The sequence below is a fragment of the Streptomyces sp. NPDC015242 genome (assembly GCF_043079125.1).
Taxonomy (GTDB): domain Bacteria; phylum Actinomycetota; class Actinomycetes; order Streptomycetales; family Streptomycetaceae; genus Streptomyces.
In genome coordinates, this window is sequence record NZ_JBIBUF010000006.1 from 309096 (window position 1) to 332264 (window position 23169).

At 71.8% G+C, this 23169-nt stretch carries 16 protein-coding genes; 4 read left to right on the forward strand and 12 right to left on the reverse strand.

Annotated features, from left to right (window positions below; all coding sequences use genetic code 11):
* Position 1 precedes the first annotated feature (1 nt).
* The 3 genes from ACF07N_RS21940 to sucC form a co-directional block, all read right to left on the reverse strand.
* A complete protein-coding gene (locus tag ACF07N_RS21940) occupies positions 2-1555 on the reverse strand; it encodes an aldehyde dehydrogenase family protein (protein ID WP_392115427.1) in 1554 nt (517 codons plus the stop codon).
* A 102-nt stretch (positions 1556-1657) separates the two neighbouring features.
* Positions 1658-2551 (reverse strand): succinate--CoA ligase subunit alpha, encoded by an 894-nt coding sequence (sucD, locus tag ACF07N_RS21945; RefSeq protein WP_392115430.1) that lies wholly within the window; start codon positions 2549-2551, stop codon positions 1658-1660.
* 14 nt (positions 2552-2565) lie between these two features.
* A complete protein-coding gene (gene sucC / locus ACF07N_RS21950; RefSeq protein ID WP_392115433.1) occupies positions 2566-3696 on the reverse strand; it encodes an ADP-forming succinate--CoA ligase subunit beta in 1131 nt (376 codons plus the stop codon).
* Between the two features lie 142 nt (positions 3697-3838).
* Between sucC and ACF07N_RS21955 the strand changes: the two genes are divergently transcribed.
* The 4 genes from ACF07N_RS21955 (at position 3839) to ACF07N_RS21970 (ending at position 10435) form a co-directional block, all read left to right on the forward strand.
* Positions 3839-5521: a thiamine pyrophosphate-binding protein gene (locus tag ACF07N_RS21955; RefSeq protein ID WP_392115436.1), complete on the forward strand. Its 1683-nt coding sequence runs from the start codon at positions 3839-3841 to the stop codon at positions 5519-5521.
* Positions 5522-5533: 12 nt separating this feature from the next.
* The gene (gene frc / locus ACF07N_RS21960; RefSeq protein ID WP_383321608.1) at positions 5534-6775 is read left to right on the forward strand and encodes a formyl-CoA transferase; all 1242 of its coding nucleotides are present in this window, start codon (positions 5534-5536) and stop codon (positions 6773-6775) included.
* Positions 6776-6779: 4 nt separating this feature from the next.
* A complete protein-coding gene (locus ACF07N_RS21965; protein ID WP_392115439.1) occupies positions 6780-8924 on the forward strand; it encodes an acetate--CoA ligase family protein in 2145 nt (714 codons plus the stop codon).
* A 122-nt stretch (positions 8925-9046) separates the two neighbouring features.
* A complete protein-coding gene (locus ACF07N_RS21970; RefSeq protein WP_392115442.1) occupies positions 9047-10435 on the forward strand; it encodes an OFA family MFS transporter in 1389 nt (462 codons plus the stop codon).
* 173 nt (positions 10436-10608) lie between these two features.
* Here the strand turns inward: ACF07N_RS21970 and ACF07N_RS21975 are convergent, their stop codons facing one another.
* From ACF07N_RS21975 to ACF07N_RS22015, 9 genes are all read right to left on the reverse strand, one after another.
* Positions 10609-11661 carry a sugar phosphate isomerase/epimerase family protein gene (locus ACF07N_RS21975; RefSeq protein ID WP_392115445.1) on the reverse strand — a complete coding sequence of 351 codons (1053 nt, stop codon included), beginning with the start codon at positions 11659-11661 and terminating at the stop codon, positions 10609-10611.
* A 105-nt stretch (positions 11662-11766) separates the two neighbouring features.
* Positions 11767-13179, reverse strand: coding sequence for an alkaline phosphatase family protein (locus tag ACF07N_RS21980; protein WP_392115448.1), 1413 nt, complete (start codon positions 13177-13179; stop codon positions 11767-11769).
* Complete coding sequence (gene eboE / locus ACF07N_RS21985; RefSeq protein WP_392115451.1) at positions 13176-14345, reverse strand: metabolite traffic protein EboE; 1170 nt, start codon at positions 14343-14345, stop codon at positions 13176-13178. Before eboE ends, ACF07N_RS21980 begins: the two co-directional genes overlap by 4 nt.
* Positions 14346-14348: 3 nt before the next feature.
* Entirely contained in the window at positions 14349-15260 is a 912-nt protein-coding gene (locus ACF07N_RS21990) for a TatD family hydrolase (RefSeq protein WP_392115454.1), read from the reverse strand.
* Positions 15260-16012 carry an EboA domain-containing protein gene (locus ACF07N_RS21995; RefSeq protein WP_392115457.1) on the reverse strand — a complete coding sequence of 251 codons (753 nt, stop codon included), beginning with the start codon at positions 16010-16012 and terminating at the stop codon, positions 15260-15262. Before ACF07N_RS21995 ends, ACF07N_RS21990 begins: the two co-directional genes overlap by 1 nt.
* Positions 16009-16980 carry a sugar phosphate isomerase/epimerase family protein gene (locus ACF07N_RS22000; protein ID WP_392115460.1) on the reverse strand — a complete coding sequence of 324 codons (972 nt, stop codon included), beginning with the start codon at positions 16978-16980 and terminating at the stop codon, positions 16009-16011. The genes ACF07N_RS21995 and ACF07N_RS22000 overlap by 4 nt, the downstream gene beginning before the upstream one ends.
* Positions 16977-18104, reverse strand: coding sequence for an SCO3242 family prenyltransferase (locus tag ACF07N_RS22005; RefSeq protein WP_392115462.1), 1128 nt, complete (start codon positions 18102-18104; stop codon positions 16977-16979). The genes ACF07N_RS22000 and ACF07N_RS22005 overlap by 4 nt, the downstream gene beginning before the upstream one ends.
* Positions 18101-19288 carry an inositol-3-phosphate synthase gene (locus ACF07N_RS22010; RefSeq protein ID WP_392115465.1) on the reverse strand — a complete coding sequence of 396 codons (1188 nt, stop codon included), beginning with the start codon at positions 19286-19288 and terminating at the stop codon, positions 18101-18103. Before ACF07N_RS22010 ends, ACF07N_RS22005 begins: the two co-directional genes overlap by 4 nt.
* A gap of 82 nt (positions 19289-19370) precedes the next feature.
* Positions 19371-23087, reverse strand: coding sequence for a ThuA domain-containing protein (locus ACF07N_RS22015; protein WP_392115468.1), 3717 nt, complete (start codon positions 23085-23087; stop codon positions 19371-19373).
* Positions 23088-23169 lie beyond the last annotated feature (82 nt).

Sequence of the window (23169 nt, forward strand, 5' to 3'; positions counted from 1 at the left end):
CTCACGGCACCAGCTGATACTCCGGGAAGTTCCCCGGCAGCCGCTCCCCCGCCGGCCCCCGCGTCACCGCGCGCACCAGCAGCTCGCCGCCCACGAACGCCCCGCGCCAGGACGCCCCGAGCCCGCCGAACAGCTCGTCGCGGTCACCGCGGGAGCGGGGCCGGCCGTGGCCGACCTTGAACGCCCGGATCTGCGGGGCGAGTCGCTCGTAGGTGGCGCGGTCGTCCGTGGACAGCGTCGCCACCAGCGCCCCGTTGGAGGCGTTCATCGCGGCCAGCAACTCCGCCTCCGTGTCCACCAGGACGATCGTGTCGACCGGACCGAACGGCTCCGCGTGATGCAGCGGGGAGGAGCGCGGCGGGTTGAGGAGCGTCACGGGCTGGACGTAGGCGGAGGTGTCCTGTCCGGGCAGGAAGCGTGTGTCGTCCGGGCTGCCGCGGTGCAGCGGTACCGCTCCGCGCTCGATCGCCTCGGCCACCTGGTCCCGCAGTTCCTTGGCCTTGGCCGCGTTGATCACCGGCCCGAAGTCCAGGTCGGGGAAGGGACCGGCGGGGTCCCGCACGGCGAGCGGATGCCCGACCTCGAGCGCGCGCACCGCCGGGAGGTACGCCGCCAGGAACCGGTCGAACAGCCGCCGCTGGACGACGAAGCGCGGGTATGCCGTGCAGCGCTGCTTGCCGTAGTCGAAGAGCTTGGGGATCACCGCGGTGAGCGCGTCCCAGTCCGAGTGGTTCCAGATCCCCCAGGTGTTGAGTCCCTCCTGTTCGAGTACATGCCGTTTGCCGAGGTCGGCCACGGCCGTGGCCACCGCGGCGCCGGTGTCGCGGCCGCCGACGAAGGAGACGCAGCCGATCTCGGGGGCCCGCACGAGCGCCTCGGACAGCTCGCCTCCGCTGCCGCTGACGAGGGTCACGGGTATCCCCTCGCGGGCGGCGAGCGCGCAGGCCAGGGTGAGACAGGCGACGCCGCCGTCGGTCGGGGTCTTGGCGATGACCGCGTTGCCCGCCAGTGCCTGCACCAGCATGGCGTGAACGAGCACGCTCATCGGGTAGTTCCAGCTCGCGATGTTGGACACCGGTCCGTCCAGTGGAGCCCGGCCGTCGAGCATCGGCTCGATGCCGTCGACGTACCAGCGGACCCCGTCGATCGCCCGGTCGACGTCCGCCCGGGCGAGCCGCCAGGGCTTGCCGATCTCCCAGACGAGCAGGAGCGCGAGCAGGTCCCGGTGTTCGGTGAGGGCGTCGAGGGTGGCCGCGACACGGCCCCGGCGTTCCTCCAGCGGGACGTGCCGCCAGGCCCGGTGCTGGTCGAGGGCGGCGCGCACGGCCCGCTGGGCGGTGGCACCGTCCAGTCGCGGCGGGCCGGCGATCGGGCTGCCGTCGACCGGGCTGACGGCGGGCAGGACCCGGCCGTCGGCCTGCCAGGTGGCGTTCCAGAGGTTGAGGACCCGGTCGTCCCGGAAGGCCTCGGGGGCGGCGGCGAGGCAGCGCTGCCACGCGTCGTCCCAGGACGTGCCGGACTTGAGGGTGAGGGTCGGGGTGGGAGTGGGTGTCATGCGTTCGCTCCGCTCTCGGTGCACGGTCGGGGGCGGAAGGGCTGACTCGGACGGCCCGCCGTCGAGCGGCCGTCTCACACGGTCCGCTGCCGGTCTGCCGGCTCACCCGGTCCGCTGCCGGTCGTCCAGCGACTCGAGCACGAGCTTCGCGGTCTCGGTCGGGGTGCTGCCCACCCGCACACCGGCCGCTTCCAGAGCCTTCTTCTTCGCCCGCGCCGTGCCCGAGGAACCGGACACGATCGCACCCGCGTGCCCCATGGTCCGGCCCTCGGGGGCCGTGAACCCGGCGATGTAGCCGACGACGGGCTTGGTGACGTGCTCGCGGACGTAGGCCGCCGCACGTTCCTCGGCGTCGCCGCCGATCTCACCGATGAGGACGATCAGTTCGGTGTCGGGGTCGTCCTGGAAGGCGGCGAGGCAGTCGATGTGCGTCGTCCCCACGACGGGGTCGCCACCGATGCCGACGCACGTCGAGAAGCCGATGTCGCGCAGCTCGTACATGAGCTGGTAGGTGAGCGTGCCCGACTTGGAGACCAGTCCGATACGGCCCGGCTTGGTGATGTCGGCCGGGATGATGCCGGCGTTGGACTGGCCCGGCGTGATCAGACCCGGGCAGTTGGGGCCGATGACGCGCGTGCCCCGCTGCCGGGCGTGCGCGGTGAAGGCGACCGAGTCGTGCACGGGGATGCCCTCGGTGATGACGACCGCGAGCCCGACGCCGGCGTCCGCGGCCTCGGTCACGGCCGCCTTGGCGAAGGCGGGCGGTACGAAGACGACGGTGACGTCCGCGCCGGTCGCGCGCATGCCGTCGGCGACCGAGCCGAAGACGGGCACGGCGCGGTCGTCGAAGTCGACGGTGCGGCCGGCCTTGCGCGGGTTGACGCCGCCGACGACGTTCGTGCCGGCCGCGAGCATCCGCCGCGTGTGCTTCATGCCCTCGCCGCCCGTCATGCCCTGGACGAGAACCTTGCTCTCCTTGGTGAGGTAGATGGCCATGGTGTTCCCTCTCCTCAGGCCGTGGTGGCGAGTTCGGCGGCACGGGCGGCGGCGCCGTCCATGGTGGTGACCTGCTCGACCAGCGGGTGCGCGTGCTCGTCGAGGACGGCCCGGCCCCGGGCCGCGTTGTTGCCGTCGAGGCGCACGACGAGCGGCTTGGTCAGCCGGACGGTGTCCAGCGCCCGGACGATGCCGTCGGCGACCGCGTCGCAGGCGGTGATGCCGCCGAAGACGTTGACGAAGACGGATTTCACGGCCGGGTCGGAGAGGACGACCGACAGTCCGTCCGCCATGATCCGGGCGCTCGCGCCGCCGCCGATGTCGAGGAAGTTGGCGGGTCGCGCGCCGCAGCCTGCGACCACGTCGAGGGTGGACATGACAAGACCGGCGCCGTTGCCGATGACGCCGACCTCGCCGTCGAGCTTGACGTAGTTGAGGCCCTTGGCGGCGGCCGTGGCCTCCAGCGAGTCGTCGTGCTCCCCGTCATCGGTGCCCCACCGGGCCTGCCGGAAGCGGGCGTTGTCGTCGAGGGTGACCTTGCCGTCCAGGGCGAGGATCTGCCCCTGACGGGTGCGCACGAGCGGGTTCACCTCGACCAGGAGGGCGTCCTCGCGGACCAGGACCTCCCAGAGCCGCACGAGGACGTCGACGGTCTGCGGCGGCAGTCCGGCGGCCCCGGCGATCTCCGCCGCTCTGGCCGAGGTGACGCCCTGGTCCGGGTCGACGGGCACGCGGGCCACGGCCTCGGGCCGGGTCTCCGCGACCTCCTCGATGTCCATGCCGCCCTCGGCCGAGGCGATCGCGAGGAACCGGCCCGCCGCGCGGTCGAGTACGTAGGACACGTAGAACTCGGTCTCGATGTCCACGGGCTGGGCCAGCATCACCGTGCCGACCGTGTGGCCCTTGATGTCCATGCCGAGGATCTGACGGGCGGTGAGCTCGGCGGCTGCCGGGTCGGCGGCGAGTTTCACGCCGCCCGCCTTGCCCCGCCCGCCGGTCTTCACCTGGGCCTTGACCACCACGCGCCCGCCGAGCCGGCGCGCGATGTCCCGTGCCTCCTTGGGCGAGTCGGTGATCTCGGCCCTCGGCACCAAGATGCCGTGTTCTGCGAAGAGTTCCCTTGCCTGGTGTTCGTACAGGTCCATTCCGGCTCCTGACTGAAAGTGCCGCACGCCCCCTGGACACCACCCACCGGATGCGGGATAACAAGCTTCATACAGTATTCGTCGACTGTATGCAATGTACCGCGAGCCGCTCCACCCTCCTACGAAGGGACAGGACTTCGCCATGCCCGACGACACCCAGGACGTGATCTCCGGTGGTCATCTCGTAGCCAAGGCGCTGAAGGCCGAGGGGGTCGACCGCATCTACACGCTGTGCGGCGGCCACATCATCGACATCTACGACGGCTGCGTCGACGAGGGCATCGAGGTCGTCGACGTCCGCCACGAGCAGGTCGCCGCCCACGCCGCCGACGGCTATGCGCGCATCACCGGCAAGCCGGGCTGTGCGGTGGTCACCGCGGGACCGGGGACCACCGACGCCGTCACCGGTGTCGCCAACGCCTTCCGCGCGGAGTCCCCCATGCTGCTGATCGGCGGTCAGGGAGCGCTGACGCAGCACAAGATGGGGTCCCTGCAGGACCTGCCGCACGTCGACATGATGAACCCCGTCACCAAGTTCGCGGCGACCGTGCCGGACACGGCGCGCGCGGCGGACATGGTGTCCATGGCGTTCCGCGAGTGCTTCCACGGCGCACCGGGCCCCTCCTTCCTGGAGATCCCGCGTGACGTGCTCGACGCCAAGGTGCCCGTGGCCAAGGCGCGCGTGCCCCAGGCCGGTGCCTACCGCGCCTCGACCCGCTCGGCCGGCGACCCGGAGGCCATCGAGAGGCTCGCCGACCTGCTGGTGCACGCCGAGAAACCGGCCATCCTGCTCGGCAGCCAGGTCTGGACGACCCGCGGCACCGAGTCGGCCATCGAGCTGGTGCGCACGCTGAACATCCCGGCCTACATGAACGGCGCGGGCCGCGGCACCCTCCCTCCCGGCGACCCGCACCACTTCCAGCTCTCACGCCGGTACGCCTTCTCCCACGCCGACGTCATCGTCATCGTCGGCACGCCCTTCGACTTCCGCATGGGCTACGGCAAGCGGCTGTCGGCGGACGCGACCGTCGTGCAGATCGACCTCGACTACCGCACGGTGGGCAAGAACCGCGACATCGACCTCGGCATCGTCGGCGACGCCGGACTCGTGCTGAAGTCGGTGACCGAGGCCGCCTCCGGGCGCGTCAACGGCGGGGCGTCCAAGCGCAAGGAGTGGCTGGACGAGCTGCGGGCCGCCGAGCAGACCGCCCTGGAGAAGCGGCTGCCCAGCCTGAGGTCGGACGCCTCACCCATCCATCCCTACCGCCTGGTCAGCGAGATCAACGACTTCCTCACCGAGGACTCGATCTACATCGGCGACGGCGGCGACATCGTCACCTTCTCCGGGCAGGTCGTGCAGCCCAAGTCGCCCGGGCACTGGATGGACCCGGGCCCCCTGGGCACGCTCGGCGTCGGCGTCCCCTTCGTGCTCGCGGCCAAGCAGGCCCGGCCCGACAAGGAGGTCGTCGCGCTCTTCGGTGACGGCGCGTTCTCCCTGACCGGCTGGGACTTCGAGACCCTCGTCCGCTACGACCTCCCCTTCGTCGGCATCGTCGGCAACAACTCCTCCATGAACCAGATCCGCTACGGCCAGGCCGCCAAGTACGGCAAGGACCGCGAGCGGGTCGGCAACACCCTCGGCGACGTCCACTACGACAAGTTCGCCCAGATGCTGGGCGGTCACGGCGAGGAGGTCCGCGACCCCGCCGAGATCGGCCCGGCCCTGCGGCGCGCCCGCGAGTCCGGCAAGCCGTCGCTGATCAACGTCTGGGTCGACCCCGACGCGTACGCCCCCGGAACCATGAACCAGACCATGTACAAGTGAGGAGCGCTTGGCATGACCCAGACCTCGACCAGGGCTCTCGACGGCATCCGCGTCCTGGACATGACCCACGTCCAGTCCGGGCCCTCGGCGACCCAGCTGCTCGCCTGGCTCGGCGCGGACGTCGTCAAACTGGAGGCGCCGACCGGTGACATCACGCGCAAGCAGCTGCGTGACCTGCCGGACGTCGACTCCCTCTACTTCACGATGCTCAACTGCAACAAGCGGAGCATCACCCTCAACACCAAGACCGAGCGCGGCAAGGAGATCCTGACCGAACTGATCCGGCGCTCCGACGTGATGGTCGAGAACTTCGGGCCGGGCGCGGTCGACCGCATGGGCTTCACCTGGGACCGCATCCAGGAGATCAATCCGCGTATCGTCTATGCCTCCATCAAGGGGTTCGGCGACGGCCCGTACACCAACTTCAAGGCGTACGAGGTCGTCGCACAGGCCATGGGCGGGTCGATGGCGACCACCGGTTTCGAGGACGGGCCGCCGCTGGCGACGGGGGCCCAGATCGGGGACTCGGGGACGGGGGTGCACGCCGTCGCGGGCATCCTCGCCGCGCTCTACCAACGGGAGCGCACCGGTCGCGGGCAGCGGGTCAACGTGGCCATGCAGCACGCCGTACTGAACCTGTGCCGGGTGAAGCTGCGGGACCAGCAGCGTCTGGCACACGGGCCGCTCGCTGAATATCCCAACGAGGACTTCGGCGACGAGGTTCCCAGGTCCGGGAACGCGTCCGGCGGCGGCCAGCCCGGCTGGGCCGTCAAGTGCGCGCCCGGCGGCCCGAACGACTACGTGTACGTCATCGTGCAGCCCGTCGGCTGGCGGCCGATCAGCGAGCTCATCGGCCGGCCCGAGCTGGCCGACGACCCCGAGTGGGCGACGCCCGAGGCGCGGCTGCCCAAGCTGAACAAGATGTTCCAGCTGATCGAGGAGTGGTCCTCGACGCTGCCCAAGTGGGAGGTGCTGGAGCGGCTCAACGCGCACAACATCCCGTGCGGGCCGATCCTGTCCACGCGGGAGATCATCGAGGACCGGTCGCTGGCCGCCAACGAGATGGTCGTCACCGTGCCCCACCCCGAGCGGGGCGAGTTCGTGACGGTCGGCAGCCCGCTCAAACTGTCCGACTCCCCCGTCGAGGTGACCAGTTCCCCGCTGCTCGGCGAGCACAACGAAGAGGTCTACGTCGGCGAACTCGGCCTCGGCGACGAGGAAGTGCGCCTGCTCAAGTCGAACGGGGTGATCTGACGTGATGGCCGAGGACCGCCAGGCGCGGGTGCGCTCCCTGCTCGACTCCGTACGCGCCGAGGGCAGGACCGCGCTGACCGCGCCCGAGGGCAAGGTGCTCGCCGACGCGTACGGCATCGCCGTACCGGGCGAGGAGCTGGCGACCGACGTCGACGAGGCCGTGGCGTTCGCGGCGCGCTTCGGCGGGCCCGTCGTGATGAAGATCGTCTCGCCGGACATCCTGCACAAGACCGACGCGGGCGGGGTGATCGTCGGGGTGGAGGGCGCCGCCGACGTCCGGGCCGCGTTCCACTCCGTCGTCGACAACGCCCGGGCCTACGACCCGAAGGCCCGTATCTCGGGTGTGCAGGTGCAGGAGCTGCTGCCCCGGGGGCAGGAGGTCATGGTCGGGGCGGTCACGGACCCGACGTTCGGGAAGGTGGTCGCGTTCGGGCTCGGCGGGGTGCTCGTCGAGGTCCTGAAGGACGTCACGTTCCGGCTCGCGCCGGTGGACGCCGACGAGGCGCTGTCCATGCTGGACTCGATCCGCTCCGCGGAGATCCTGCGCGGGGTGCGGGGACAGGCCGGTGTGGACCGGTGGGCCGTGGCGGAGCAGATCCGCCGGGTCTCCGAACTCGTCGCCGACTTCCCGGAGATCGCCGAGGTCGACCTCAACCCGGTGATCGCCACCGCGGAGGGGGCGGTGGCGGCCGACATCCGGGTGATCCTCGCCGAGTCGCAGCCCCCGCCGCGCCGGAAGTACTCCAGGGACGAGATCCTCACCTCGATGCGCCGGCTGATGCAGCCCGCATCGGTCGCCGTCATCGGCGCCTCCAACGAGCAGGGCAAGATCGGCAACTCCGTGATGCGCAACCTCCTCGACGGGGGCTTCGCGGGCGACATCCACCCGGTGAACCCCAAGGCCGATGACATTCTGGGCCGCAAGGCGTACAAGAGTGTCACCGACGTTCCCGGTGAGGTGGATGTGGCGGTCTTCGCGATCCCCGCCAGGTTCGTTGCCTCGGCGCTCGAAGAGGTGGGACGCAAGAAGATCCCGAACGCCGTGCTGATCCCGTCCGGATTCGCGGAGACCGGCGAACACGAGCTCCAGGCGGAGATCGTCGCCATCGCCGAGCGGTACGGCGTACGGCTGCTGGGGCCGAACATCTACGGCTACTACTCGACCTGGCAGGACCTGTGCGCCACGTTCTGCACGCCGTACGACGTCAAGGGCGGGGTGGCGCTGACCTCGCAGTCGGGCGGCATCGGCATGGCCATCCTGGGCTTCGCCCGCACCACCAGGACGGGCGTGTCGGCGATCGTCGGGCTGGGCAACAAGTCGGACCTGGACGAGGACGACCTGCTGACCTGGTTCGGCGAGGACCCGCACACCGAGTGCATCGCCATGCACCTGGAGGACCTCAAGGACGGCCGCGCCTTCGTGGAGGCCGCGCGGGCGACCGTGCCGAAGAAACCGGTGGTGGTGCTCAAGGCGGGCCGTACGGCGGCGGGTGCGAAGGCGGCTGGCTCGCACACCGGCGCCCTCGCCGGTGACGACGCGGTCTACGACGACATCCTCCGCCAGGCCGGTGTCATCCGGGCGCCCGGGCTGAACGACATGCTGGAGTACGCGCGCGCGTTGCCCGTACTGCCCGCTCCCCGGGGCGGCAACGTCGTGATCATCACGGGCGCCGGCGGCAGCGGTGTGCTGCTCTCGGACGCGGTGACGGACAACGGCCTGTCCCTGATGGAGATACCGCCCGACCTCGACGAGGCGTTCCGCAGGTTCATCCCGCCCTTCGGGGCGGCCGGCAACCCGGTGGACATCACCGGGGGCGAGCCGCCGTCGACGTACGAGGCGACGATCCGGCTGGGGCTGGAGGACCCGCGCATCCACGCGCTGGTCCTGGGCTACTGGCACACGATCGTCACTCCCCCGATGGTCTTCGCGGAGCTCACCGCGCGCGTGGTGGCCGAGTTCCGCGAGCGCGGGATCGAGAAGCCCGTGGTGGCGTCGCTCGCGGGGGACGTGGAGGTGGAGGAGGCCTGCCAGTACCTCTTCGAGCGCGGGGTCGTGGCGTACCCGTACACGACGGAGAAGCCGGTGGCCGTGCTCGGCGCGAAGTACCGCTGGGCGCGGGAGGCGGGGCTGCTGGGGGGCGGTACATGAGGTGAGGCAGCGGGGGGCCGGCCGACGGTGCGCGTCGGCCGGGCCCGGGACCCGCACGCGCACGAAAGGCATGGGACAGGGGGCGCTGGCCAGATCTTTCGACGCAAGGGGTGCGACACGACATGACAACGACCGATCTGCCCACCACGGTTCCCTACCGGGAGGTCACCGACGCGAATGGCCGCGTCTACCGCCTCGGTGAGACCGACATCGACATCATGGGGCGCAAACGCAAGTGGATGGTGATCCTGCCCTGGATCGGCATGATGGGCATCTCCTCCGCCGAGTACGCGTTCGCGTCCGCCGAGGAGACCCTGCACACGGCGCACAGCTGGAACAGCATGCACATCTTCTGGATGATGACCGTCTGGGTCTTCTTCCAGGCCGCGGTGGCCTTCCCCGCGGGCAAGCTGCGAGAGAGCGGAAAACTCCCGGCCCGCTGGGCCATGATGTGCGGCGCGGTGGGCACCCTCCTGGGCTACCTGTCACTGGCGTTCGCCCCGCATGTCGTCTTCGCCTACATCGGCTTCAGCATGTTCAGCGGCATGGGCGCCGGCATGGTGTACGCCACCTGCGTCAACATGGTCGGCAAGTGGTATCCGGAGCGCAAGGGCGGCAAGACCGGCTTCGTCAACGGCGGTTTCGCCTACGGCTCGGTTCCCTTCGTCTTCCTCTTCAACGGCTACATGGACCTCACCAACTTCCGCTGGGTGCTGGTCTCGGTCGGTGCGTTCCTGGCCGGGATCGTGGCCTGCTCCGGCTACTTCTTCAAGGACCCGCCCAAGAACTGGTGGCCGGCCGACATCGACCCGCTCAACCCGCCGGCCGACCCGCGCGCGGCCCGCTCGCTGCGCATGAACCCGCCGGCGGTGCGCCAGTACTCCCCCAAGGAGGCGTGGAAGACCGGCCGGGTGGCCCTGATGTGGTTCTGCCTGGCGTGCACGTCCGGCGTGAACATCTTCGGCATCGCCTTCCAGGTGGAGATCGGCGAGGAGGCCGGGTTCGCCGGCGGCATCGTCGCCACGGCCATGTCGCTGAAGGCCATCGTCAACGGCACCGGCCGCGGGGTCATCGGCTGGCTCTCCGACCTGTACGGCCGCAAGCGGTGCCTGCTGGTGGTGTGCGTGATCCTGGGGCTGTCCCAGTACGGCATCCTGTGGTCGGCGAACGCCGAGAACCTGCCGCTGTTCCTGGTCTTCTCGTCCATCTCCGGCTTCGGCGGCGGTGCGATCTTCCCGATGTTCGCCGCGCTCACCGCCGACTACTTCGGTGAGAACAACAACGCGTCGAACTACGGCATGGTCTACAGCGCCAAGCTGGTCTCCGGTCTGGGAGCGGGCATGGGTGCCGTGGTCGTCGGCGCCTGGGGACACTCCGGTGCCTTCATCCTGGCCGGTTCGATCTCCCTCTTCGCCGGCTGCATGGCCCTGTTCCTCAGTCCGCCGGGACGCGACAAGCAGCCCCGCCGCATCGCGCCGAACCCGCAGCCGCTGGGTGAGGACACGACCTGACACGACGCCGGATCCGCGGGCCCGTCACCGGCCGACGCCGCGCGTACCGTCCCCGCCGTCAATCGAGCGACACTCCGCCTCACGACCGACGCCCGCCTCACGACCGACGCTCCGCCGCACATGAGGAGGCCCCTCCCCGGACGGGGAGGGGCCTCCTCATGCCGTTCCGGCCGTCAGCACTTCTCCCGCAGCGAGTGCAGGTGCGCGCTGGTGCGGCGCGCGAAGGTGAAGGACTCGGCCGGGTTGTCGTGCTCGGCCTGCCAGTGGTGGGCCAGGCGGTGGCCGCGCAGCCGGGTCACGGCGGAGATGAACCGCTGGTAGTCGATGTCGCCGTCGCCGACGTCCGTCATGCGGTAGCCGTAGGGGTTCGACGGGTCGCTCTCGCCGTCCTTGACGTGGAAGAGCGGGTAACGGTCCGGCTGCCGCAGGACGTAGTCGAGCGGCTCGAACGGCGCGGGCGTGCCGTCGGGCCGCTTGGAGAAGCGGAACTGGCCGACGTACGCCCAGTAGATGTCCATCTCCAGGTAGACCAGGTCCGGGTCGGTCTCCTTGAGCAGGACGTCGTAGAGGCGGACCTTGGGGTTGTCGGTGGCGAAGGAGAACTCCTCGGAGTGGTTGTGCTGGTAGAACTTCATGCCCCGGGCCCTGGCCGCGGCCCCGTAGGTGTTGAAGTCCTCGGCGGCGCGCTTCCAGGCGTCGACGGTCGAGCCGTAGCGGAACGGCCCGGCGGCGGTGCCGATGTGCTTCAGGCCGAGGGCCTGGGCGTCGTCGAGGACCTTGGTGAGGTTCTGCGCGAAGGTGTAGGCGTTCGGGTCGTCGGAGTAGTAGCCGACGTGGCTGCCGATCGGGTTGAGACCGTGGCTGCGGGCCAGCCGCTTGAGCTGGGCGAGCGTGATGGGGCCCGCCGAGCCCTGGGTGTAGCCGGCGAACTCGACCTCGTCGTAGCCGTAGCGCTCCAGTTCGGCGAAGACGGGGCCGAAGCCGAGGGTGGAGACCTTGTCGCGCAGGCTGTAGAGCTGGATGCCGAGGCGGCCGGGCGGCAGGACGGGCCGGCCGCGGCCCTTGCCCGCGGCGACGGTGCCGGTGGTGGCGGTGGCCGGGGCAGCGGTGGCGGGGGCCGCCGCGCCCAGCAGGGCGGCGGCGGTGGCACCGGCGGCCACACCGAGCATGCCTCGTCTGCTGAGGCGGTGGCTCAGCTCCGGGTCGGGCTGGGAGAAGCGGCTCATGCGGGGAACTCCTCGTGATCGCGGGGCGTTGTCAGTGGTGAGTGCTTCACTTGTGACCAGTCGGGACCGAGGGCTTCGGCGGTAGTGGTGGCTACGGCTGTGGCCTCAGCCCAGACCGGCGAGTCGGAGCAGCAGTGACTTCACATCGGTGGCCGCGACGCGGTCGCCGACAGCGCGGGGGGTGGAGCAGATGAGGAGCGGACCGTCGTCGTCGCTCTGCGGAAGGCGGCCGTGGCTGCCGCGAATAGGTGAGGGGTCCAGGGGCACCACCGCCATGCGGTAGCGCATGCCGAGTTTCTTGCGGGCCAGCGCGGTGGCCGCCTTGACCTTGACGTAGGGGTCGAGGGGATCCATGAAGAGCTCGACGGGGTCGTAGCCGGGTTTGCGGTGGATCTCGACGAGCTGCGCGAAGTCGGGTGCGCGGGCGTCGTCGAGCCAGTAGTAGTACGTGAACCAGGCGTCCGGTTCCGCCACGGCGACCAGTTCACCCGCACGCGGATGGTCGAGATGGTCGGCCTTCTTGCCCTCGTCGTCGAGGAGTTGCTCGATGCCGGGCAGGCCGTCGAGGGCGGCGCGCGTGGCGTCGAGGTCCTCGGGGCGGCGCACATAGACGTGGGCGATCTGGTGGTCGGCGACCGCGAAGGCACGTGAGGCCATCGGGTCGAGGTACTCCATGCCGTCCTGTGTGTGCACCTCAAGCAGGCCGGCGCGGCGCAGTGCGCGGTTGATGTCGACGGGCCGGTTCACGCGGGTGATGCCGTACTCGGACAGCGCGACCACCGTGCGGCCCTCGGCGCGGGCCTCGTCCAGGAGCGGGACCAGGGCGGCGTCCAGGTCGGCGGCCGCCTTCAGGGAACGGGGGTCGTCGGGGCCGAAGCGCTGCAGGTCGTAGTCGAGGTGAGGGAGGTAGCAGAGCGCCAGGTCGGGACGGCGGGTGCTCAGGATGTGGCGGGTCGCGTCGATGATCCACCGGCTGGAGACGAGGTCCGCTCCCGGGCCCCAGAAGTGGAACAGGGGGAAGGTGCCGAGTTTCCCGGTGAGTTCGTCGTGCAGTGCGGGCGGCCGGGTGTAGCAGTCGGGTTCCTTGCGGCCGTCGGCGTAGTAGACCGGACGGGGGGTGACGGTGATGTCGGTGTCGGCGCCCATGGCGTACCACCAGCAGATGTTGGCGACGGTGTAGCCGGGGTGGGCGCGGCGGGCGGCGTCCCAGAGCTTGTCGCCGGCGACGAGCCCGTTGTGCTGGCGCCACAGCATGACGTCGCCGAGCTCGCGGAAGTACCAGCCGTTGCCGACGATGCCGTGCTCGGAGGGCATGGTGCCGGTGAGGAACGTGGACTGGGCGGCGCAGGTGACGGCGGGCAGGACGGTGCCCAGCGGGGCGACGGAGCCGGACCGGCCGAGCGCCTTGAGGTGGGGCATGTGGTCGAGGAGACGCGGGGTGAGGCCGACGACGTCCAGGACCAGGAGCGGGGTGGGGCGGTCCGCGCCGGCCGGGGCCGGCTGCTCGGGGGTGCTCATGGCAGCTCCTTCAGGCCGAGGTCGGTCAGCAGGTCGCGGGCGAGGGTGAGTTCGGCGGCGATGCCCTCGGCGAGCTGGGCGCGCCCCTTGGGGCGCAGCTCGGGCGGGAGCGCCTGCCAGGTGTAGGTCTCGACCTCCAGGTGGCGGGTGAGCGGGGCCGGGCCGCCGACGAGCCGGGTCAGTGATGTCTTCAGGACCGGGAGCGTGGAGGTGAGGGGCGCGGCGGGGGCCGCGTGCAGGGGGACGTGGAAGTGGGCGCGCCAGGGCGAGGCGTCCGGCAGGGCGTGACCGGCGAGGGCCTCGTCGAGGTCGTCGGTGGCGCGCAGCCCGGCGGCGGTGGCCGTGCGGGTCTGGTGCAGGAAGCGGGGTTCGGCGAAGGCGGCGAGGGCCTCGCGGACCTCCGGCAGATGGGGGTGCTCGGCGTGCAGGGCTGCGGAGAGCTGCGACTTGACGACGGGGACGCGAGCCTCGGCGAGGGCGTCGAGGGCCGTGTCCGGATCTTCGAAGGAGGTGGCGAGGTGGCAGGTGTCCACGCAGATGCCGATGCGGTCCCGGCCGATCGCGGTGAGCGGGCCGATCGCGTCGCGGGTGGTCTCGACGACGCAGCCGGGCTCCGGTTCCAGGCCGACACGGACGGAGCGGCCGGTCAGGTCCTCGATGGCGTCGAGGCGTTCGGCGAGGGTGCGCAGGGCGGCACGGGCGGTCTCGGCGCGCTCGTCGTCATAGGCCGTGCGCCAGGCCAGGGGCAGAGTGGAGATGGTGCCGTCGGTGACGTCGTCGGGGAGGAGCCCGGCGAGGACACGGGCCAGGGCGGTGGTGTGGTCGAGGCGTTCGGGGTCGGCCCAGTCGGGCTTGTAGACCCGGTACTTGACCTCTTCGGCGCCGAAGCCCTCATAGGGGAAACCGTTGAGGGTGACGACCTCCAGGCCGCGCCGCTCCAGCTCGCTGCGCAGGCGCCGCAGGGCGGACGGGTCGGTGACGAGGGCGTGGGCGGCGTCCCTGGCGAGCCACAGCCCGATGCCGAGCCGGTCGCGGCCGAGGCGGCGGCGGACGGGTTCGCAGTGGTCGCGCAGCTGGGCGAGGACGCCGTCGAGGGTCTCGGCGGGATGGACGTTGGTGCAGTAGGCGAGGTGGACGGTGCTGCCGTCGGGGTGGCGGAAACGCATGGCTCACGCCTCCGCTGCGGGGACGCGGGCCTGGTCCACGGGTCCGGGGTCCGGCTCGTGAGGGTCCTTGGGGGCGCCGCGGAGGATGGAGTTGCCCTCGTGGGTGGCCCCGGTTCCGGTCACGTCGAGGTTCAGGCGGCCGCTGAGTCCGTAGAAGGCGACGGGGTTGCGCCACAGCACCTGGTCGACGGTGTCCTCGTCGAAGCCCTCGGCGAGCATCAGGTCGGCGACCTTGCGGGTCTTGAGCGGGTCGCTCTTCCCCCAGTCGGCGGCGGAGTTGACCAGCACCTGCTCGGGGCCGTAGGCGCGCAGGATCGCGACCATGCGCTCCTCGTCCATCTTGGTGTCCGGATAGACGGAGAAGCCCAGCCAGCAGCCGCTGTCCTTGGCCTCCTTGACGGTGGTCTCGTTGAGATGGTCGACCAGCACCCGGTTGGCCGGCAGGGCGGACTCGCGGACGACGTCCAGGGTGCGGCGCAGGCCGGCGAGCTTGTCGCGGTGCGGGGTGTGCACGAGGGCGGGCAGACCGTGCTCGGCAGCGAGCTGCAGCTGCGCGGCGAGGGCGGTGTCCTCGGCGGGGGTCATCGAGTCGTAGCCGATCTCGCCGACGGCGACGACGTTGTCCTTGACGAGATACCGGGGCAGTTCGTCGAGGACCGGCACGCAGCGGGGGTCGTTCGCCTCCTTGGGGTTCAGGGCGATCGTGCAGTGGTGGGCGATGCCGTACTGGGCGGCGCGGAAGGGTTCCCAGCCGAGGAGGGCGTCGAAGTAGTCCCGGAAGGAGGCGGGCGAGGTCCGGGGCTGACCGAGCCAGAAGGCGGGTTCGACGACGGCGCGGACGCCGGCGGCGTACATGGCCTCGTAGTCGTCGGTGGTCCGGGAGGTCATGTGGATGTGGGGGTCGAAGATGCGCATCAGGACTCCTTGCCGTGGGGGTGGTCCGTGCCCGGGGCAGGGGTGGCGGACTCGGTCAGGTCCAGGACGCGGTACAGGTCCTCGGGAACGGGGCGGCCCGCGGCGGTGCGTTCGGCGGCGTAGTCGCCCAGCATGCGGGCCAGTTCGCCGTCGCCGCGGGCCCGCCGGGGCAGGTCCGCCACATGGTCGACGGGCACACCGGTGAACAGGCACTTCAGCACGGCGTGCCGCCAGGAGTGGGCGTCCAGGTGCCGGGCGGCGTACGGGCCGACGGCGGCGGCGAGGAGCCGGGTGTCGTTGGTGCGCAGTGCGTCCTCGACGAGCGCCAGGGCGGCCGGGCCGGACACGAGGTGGGGCAGGGCGTGCAGGACGGCGCGGCGCTCGTCGGCGGTGCCCTGGAAGTACACGCGCGTGAGGGCGTCGGTGCCGGCCCGGGCCGCGTGGAGGATGAGGACGCGTGCGGTGTCGGCGTGCGCGGCGCCGCAGCGGCGGCCGGCCTCGGCCAGGCGCAGCTCCCACGCGGAGATGGGGCCGTGCAGACCGGGGTGGGCGGCGGCCTCCTCCAGGGCGCGCTCCAGCCAGGTGCGGGCGGCCGGGTCGAGGTCCGCGGTCAAGCGGCGGTGCAGGTCCGCGGGCGCGGGCAGGGGGGTGGAGGACATGTCCGGTGCGGTGGGCCCGGCGTGGGTCGTGCTGTCAGGGGTGACCCGGGTGCTCTCGGTTCTCGCCGCCGGGGTGGCGCGGGGGTGGGTCATGGGGTGCTGCTCCCTTCAGGGGTGGCGGAGGGAGCGCCGTGGGGTGGCGCGGTCTGCTGGAGAGCCGGAGCGGGCGCCGGCGAGGCGGTGGCCGCGGCCCGCTCGGCGTGGCGGAGGAACGGCAGGGAGTGGGCGGCGAAGTGCGGGCCCGCGTGGGAGTGGCGGGGCAGTTCGACGACGGTCAGGCCCTGGTAGCCGGTGGCCGCGAGGGCCGCCAGGACCGGTGGGAAGTCGATCTCTCCGTCCCCGAAGGGGAGGTGCTCGTGGACGCCGCGCCGCATGTCCTCGATCTGGACGTGCCGCAGCCAGGGGGCGGCGTCGCGCACGCAGTCGGCGGGGGGCAGGGGTTCGAGGCACTGGCAGTGGCCGATGTCGAGGGTGAGGCCGAGCGGCTCGGGGTCGCCGAGGACGGTGCGGAGGTGGTGGAAGTCGGCGAGGGTGGCCAGGAGGTGGCCGGGTTCGGGTTCGACGGCGAGCGGGACGCCGGCGGAGGCGGCGGCGTCCAGCACGGGGGTGAGGGTCTCGGCGAGGCGTTTCCAGGCGGTGCCGGGGTCGGTGCCCTCCGGGAGGAGGCCGCTGAAGCAGTGCACCGCGTGGGCGCCGAGATCGGCGGCGACCCGGACGGCCCGGACGAGGAGGTCGACGCGGCGGGCCCGGTCGCCGGGATCCGGGTCGAGCAGGGACGGGCCGTGCTTGCGGCGCGGGTCGAGCACGTAGCGGGCGCCGGTCTCCACGGTGACGCCGAGGCCCAGCGCGTCCAGCCGGCGCGCCACGCGGCTGGTGCGGGCCGCGAGGTCCGGGGCGAGCGGGTCGAGGTGCATGTGGTCGAGGGTCAGTCCGACGCCGTCGTAGCCGAGGTCGGCGAGGAGGGAGAGGGCGTCGTCGAGACGGAGGTCGGCGAGACCGTTGGTGCCGTAGCCGAAGCGGAGGGCGGGGAGGGCGCCGGGGGCGCGGCTCTGTGCGCTCATGTGACGCTCACCTTCTTCGCGAACCTCGATCCCAGTGGCGCGAGGGCGGCGATGAGCAGTGCGCCGGCCGTGCCCCGGGAGCGGGCGGCGAGGGCGGCCTGGAGGGGGATCGTGGCGCGGATGCCGGCGCCGACGGCGCGCTGGGTGAGCGGGGGTGAGGGGTTCAGGGCCGCGTGGACGTACGGGCGGGCGGCGGTCGCGGCGTAGGCGGCCGCGGAGGCGGCGGTGAGCAGGGCCGACGCGGACGGCCGCCCGGCGTGTCCCCCTCCCTGGACGGGGCGGGGACCTGTCGGGGCGAGGGCGTCCGCCGGCGGGCGGCCGGTCGCCGGCCTCGCGGACCGCTGCGTCACCCGGCGGGTCAGCAGAGCCGTCGTCGCGAGGGCCGCCAGCGGCGCCAGGGGTGAGCCGCCCGTGGCCTCCTGGCGGGAGACCGTCGTCACGGCGACGGTGTGGGTGCCGAGGAGGGCGGCGGAGGGCAGGGCCGGTCGGGCGCGGCCGGTGCCGGCCGCGGCTCCCAGGAGCAGGTCCAGGCCCCGGGCGGCTCCCATGGCCACGGGTCCGGCCGGGGTGTGCTTCAGGCCGAGGTCGTACGCCCAGACGGTGGCGGCCAGGGGTGCGGCCACGGTCAGGGCCGGCCGTCCGGCGCGTGCGGCCAGGGCCAGTCCGGCCGCGGTGAACGCGCAGGCGGCCGTGAGTGCGGCGGACGGCCGGATGCGGCCGGAGGGCAGGGGGCGGTGCGGGCGTTCGACGGCGTCGACGTCGCGGTCCGCCCAGTCGTTGAGGGCCATGCCGGCCTCGTAGAGGCAGAGGGAGGAACCGATGGCGAGCAGGGTGCGGGCGCCGGGCCGCGCCCCCGCCGCGGCCGCGCCGGCCAGGGCGTCACCGGGGACGCTGAACAGGGCGGGCAGGCGCAGGAGTTCGGCCCAGGCGCGCCTGCCGCCCGAGCGGTCAGGCGAGGGGCGGCCGGTGGCTGTGCGCAGGGCAGGGCCGCGCTCGGTGCCGGACGAGCCGGCCAGGGACGTGCCGCCCGTGCACGCACAGGGCGCGATGTCACCCGCCTCGCCTCCGGCTCCGGCCGCGGGCGTGGCGTGTCGGCATCCGCAACGGCTTTCGCGCAGCGTCACCGTGCGTCTCCCGGCGTGCCGGCCCGCTCCTCAGGTGCCGCGTTCCCGCCGCCCCCTCCCCCGCTCGGGGCCAGCTCCCGCCCGAACCGGAGGAGTTCCTCGTACTGCTCGGTCAGGCCGGCCGGGCCCTGCCCCACCGGGTCCTTGAAATAGAAGCCGAGCGGGCCGAGCGGGCCGGACAGGCCCGTCTCGTGGGCGCGGGCGGTGAGGCGGGCGAGGTCGAGCACCAGGGGCGCGGCGAGTGCCGAGTCGCAGCCCTGCCAGATGGTCTGCAGGATCATGCGGGTGCCGAGGAAGCCCTCGAAGGCGATGTGGTCCCAGGCGGTCTTCCAGTCGCCGAGGGCGGGGACGTCGTCGATGTGGACCTCGCCCTCGGGGACATGGCCGAGGGTGTCGGCGAGGACGCGTTCCTTGCCGGCGTTCTTCGCCGCGGCGGCGGCCGGGTCGGCGAGGGCGGCGCCGTCTCCGCCGCCGAGCAGGTTCGTGCCGGACCAGGCCCGCACGTGCAGGGCCCGCTGGGCGAACATCGGGCCCAGCACGGCCCGCAGCAGGGTCTGGCCGGTCTTGCCGTCGCGGCCGGCGTGGGGCAGTCCGCTGTGCTCGGCCTCGCGGGCGGCGACGGGGTGGTGCAGGCCCTCGGAGGGGGTGAAGTTGACGTAGGGGCAGCCGGCGCGCAGGGCCGCCAGGGCGTACAGGGTGCTGGCGGGCAGGGGGGCGCCGGGGCCCTGGGAGGCGGGTTCGGTGGAGGCGACGTTGACCACCACGGTCCGCTCCAGGGCGTGGCGGTGCGTGAAGTCGCTGATGTCGGCGGCGAAGGCCGTGATCAGGTCGGCCTCGCTGCGGGTGTCGCCGGGCGTGGGGCCGCCGGGGCGGATCTCCCGGTCGGCGGCCGCGAGTTCCGCGGCGACGGCGGTGGCGATGCCCGGGGGCAGGACGCCGCCGGCGGTCAGGGTCTCGGCGCGTTTGGGCAGGGGGCAGTCGAGGGTGTCGTGGCCGCCGAAGACGAGGTCGGACAGGGCGGGCAGGCCGCTCTCTGTGAAGGCGGGGGTCTCGGTCACCATGCCGGTGGGCGGGTGCAGTCCCGCGGCGACGGCGGCACACCCCGTGACGACGGTGGTGGCGACGGAGCCTCGGGCTCCGATCAGCCACACGCCCACGCGGGGTCGGGGAAGGGACGCGGACATGGGCAGCCTCCTGGTCGTGCGCGAACCCGGGGGGAGGGGGGAGACGGCGGGCGGGGGTCCGGCGTCCCCCGCCCGCCGCCGTTCACTGGCCCTGGACGGGCAGTTCCTTGAGCTGGATGTTGCGGAAGGAGACCTGGTCGTCGGCGCCGTGGTTCTGCAGGCCGATGTAGCCGTCGGTCAGGCTCCGCTCGGGGTCCTTGTTGGTGAAGTCGTTGATCTTGACTCCGTTGAGGAACACCTGGAGGCGTTCGCCCTGGACCTTGATCTCGTAGGAGTTCCACTGGCCGGGCGGCCGCAGAACCTGGTCACGGGCCTTGATGTCGGCCGACTTGAAGGAGTAGACCGAACCCGTGGTGCGGTCGGGGGCGTCCGTGGCGTCGATCTGGATCTCGTAGCCCTTGTTCACCGCGGACCAGGGGTCGTCGGAGGCCGGGAAGCCCACGAAGATCCCGGAGTTGTCGTCGCCCTGCATCTTCCAGTCGAGCTTGAGGGAGTACGACTTCAGCTCCTTGGCCTGGTACCAGAGCAGACCCATGCCGCCCTCGGACTCCATCACGCCGTCCTTGACGACGAACGTGCCGGGGCCGGCCTGCTTCCAGCCGTCCAGGGTCTGGCCGTTGAAGATCTTCCGGTAGCCCTTGTTCGGCTTGCAGTCCGCCTTGACCTGGCCGGTGGCGTACTGCAGGCCGCCGAGCAGGTGGGCGCGGAAGGCCTCGTCGGTGTAGGACTCCTTGGTGTGGCCGCCGCCGGTGTAGAAAGAACGGCCGCCGCCGTAGCTCTGGCACCAGGCGATCGGGTGGTCGCCCTTCATGGTGCCGCCCTGGTAGGTGGTCTCGTCCAGGGTGGCGAGGACCTTGGCCTGCTCGCGCGGGTTGGTGCGGTAGTTGTACCACTCGTCGGTGCGCTCCCAGGCGTCGCCCAGGTGCGCGGTCGACGGGTGGTCGTGGTCCTCGACGCGGACGGTGGCCTTCTGGATGGCCGGGTGCGACTGGAAGTAGGCGCCGACGAGGCCGCCGTAGAACTCCCAGTCGTACTCGGTGTCGGCCGCCGCGTGGATGCCCATGTACCCGCCGCCGCCCGCCACGTACTCCTCGAACGCCTTCTGCTGCTCGGCGTTGAGCACGTCGCCGGTGGTGGACAGGAAGGCCACCGCGTCGTACTTGGCGAGGTTGGTGGTGGTGAACTGCCGGGCTTCCTCAGTGGCGTCGACCGTGATGCCGGCGGGGCCGCCGAGTTCCTTCAGCGCGGCGATGCCGGCCGGGATGGAGTCGTGGCGGAAGCCGGCGGTCTTGGAGAAGACCAGGACCTTCTTGCCGCCCTTGAACGGCTCCTTGGAGAACTCGAAGTCGTCCACGTCGAACAGCGCGCCCTCGCCGCCCTTGAAGACCAGGTAGATGTCGGTGGTCTTCTTCGGCAGCGACCGCAGCGGCACGTCGACGTTCTGGAACGTCTCCCAGCCGCCGGTCGGCGGGATGTAGGCCGAGCCGTGCAGCGGTCCCTCGGGGGAGCCGGTGCGCAGTTCGACGAAGCCGCCGGCGCCGCCGGAGGAGGCCCGCACGGTCACCTTCTTCTGGCCGTCGAACCGGTAGGGGGTGAAGGAGATCCAGTCGCCGTCGTTGATGTCGCCGACGGTCTTGCCGCCGTTGGCGCCGGTCTTGTCGATGACGGAGACGCCCGACTGGGTGGTGAAGTGCTCGCCCTGGCGGTGCAGCGGCTGCAGGACGGTACGGGCCGTACCGGTCAGCTCCTCCTGGCCGTTGGCGCCGCCGTCGGTGTAGCTGGCGCCGACGACGCCGTAGATGTTGGCGTTGGGGTCGTGGCCGCCGTCACCGGGCGGCGGCTTCAGGGTGCCCTCGCAACCCATCTCGCTGGTCAGCTCGTGGGCGTGGGAGTCGTGGCCGAGGCTGTAGGTGACCTTGACCTTGGAGCAGTCGACGGTCTCCTCGGGGTCGGTGACGGTCACCTTGAACGGGACGGGCTGGCCGAAGGCGGCCAGGGTGCCGTTGCCCGGGACGTCGATGCGCACCTTGGGCTCGGTGTTGCCGACCACGATGCGGATGCTGGCGTTGCCGGTGTTGCCCTCGGGGTCCTTGGCGGTGAAGGTGGCGCTGTAGGTGCCGGCCTTCCTGTACCGGTGGGTGGGGTTGAGGCCCTCGCCCTTGGTGCCGTCGCCGAAGTCCCAGCTGTAGGTGAGGCCGGTGGAGTCGGCGTCCTTGGCGGAGCCGGTGAAGGTGACCTTCAGGCCGGCCGCTCCGGACGTCTTGTCGGCGCTCACCTCGGCGATCGGGGAGAAGCCGTCCTCGGCGTTCTCGATCCGGTAGAGCGCGGAGTGCTCGTCGCCCTGGAACCAGGAGACGCCGTAGTCGAGGACGTAGAGGGCGCCGTCGGGGCCGAACTCCATGTCCATGATCTGGGTGCCGGTCCACGGGAAGTCGTTGATCTTCGCGACGGACCCGTCCTCGTTCTGCTCGATCCGCTTGATCCAGCGGCGGCCGAACTCACCGGCGAAGAAGTCGCCGTCGTAGGCCTCGGGGAACTTCACGCTGGAGTCGAGCTCGGGGTCGTACCGGTAGACCGGGCCGGCCATCGGGGACTCGGAGCCGGTGCCGAACTCCGGCAGCGAGCCGCCGTCGTAGGGGATCCAGGCGGCCTGCGCGGGCGGCAGGTCGGTCAGGCCCGTGTTGTGCGGTGAGGTGTTCTTCGGGGCGGCGCAGTCGAACTTCTCGCCGGACTCCTTGGTGGCGAAGTCGTAGTCGACGTAGGCGTCGTTGTTCCCGGTGCAGAACGGCCAGCCGAAGTTGGCCGCCTTGGTCACCTTGGCGAACTCGACCTGCCCGGCCGGGCCGCGCTCGGGGTCGGCGGCGCCCGCGTCCGGGCCGTAGTCACCGACGTAGACGATGCCCGTCTTGTCGTCGACGCTCATCCGGAACGGGTTGCGGAAGCCCATCGCGTAGATCTCGGGACGGGTCTTGTCGGTGCCCGGGGCGAAGAGGTTGCCCTCAGGGATCGTGTAGGAGCCGTCCTCGGCGACCTTGATGCGCAGGATCTTGCCGCGCAGGTCGTTGGTGTTGCCGGAGCTGCGGCGGGCGTCGAAGGCCGGGTTGCGGTTCGGCCGGTCGTCGATCGGCGTGTAGCCGTCGGAGGCGAAGGGATTGGTGTCGTCCCCGGTCGACAGGTAGAGGTTGCCGTCGGCGTCGAAGTCGATGTCGCCGCCGACGTGGCAGCACAGGCCGCGGGAGGCCGCGACGTCGATGACCTTCTTCTCGCTGGCCAGGTTGAGCGTGCCGTTGGTGTTCAGCGTGAAGCGGGAGAGGCGGTTGACGCCGTCGAACTTCCTGAAGTCCTCGGCGGTACCCGTCTCCGGTGCGTCGCCTGCGGGGGTGTCCAGCGGCGGGGCGTAGTAGAGGTAGATCGCCCGGTTGTTCTTGAAGTCCGGGTCGACGCCGACGCCCTGGAGGCCCTCCTCGTCGTGGGTGTAGACGGGGATCTTGCCGGCGACCTTGGTGACGCCGCCCTGGTCGGTCAGGCGCAGTGTGCCGTCGCGCGAGGTGTGCAGGACGCTGCGGTCGGGGAGCACGGCGAGCGACATCGGCTCGCCCATCTCGGGTTCGCCCTTGGCGAGCGGCACCTGCTGGAACTGGCCCTCGGCGGCTGCCGGTTCGTCGTGCTCGGGGTGGCCGGGGTGGGCGCCGGCGACGGTGGCCGGGGTGCCCACGGCCAGGAGCAGGCCGGTGAACAGGGCGATGGTGGTGCGCAGTCTGGGCCGTCTGGGGGTGCGGGTGGGGCTGCTTCTGTGCACGAAGTCCCTCCGGGAACGGGTGGGCCGTACGGGGTGGGTACGAAGACGTGCGGTGCGGGCGCCGGGGTGCGCCGTCACCCCG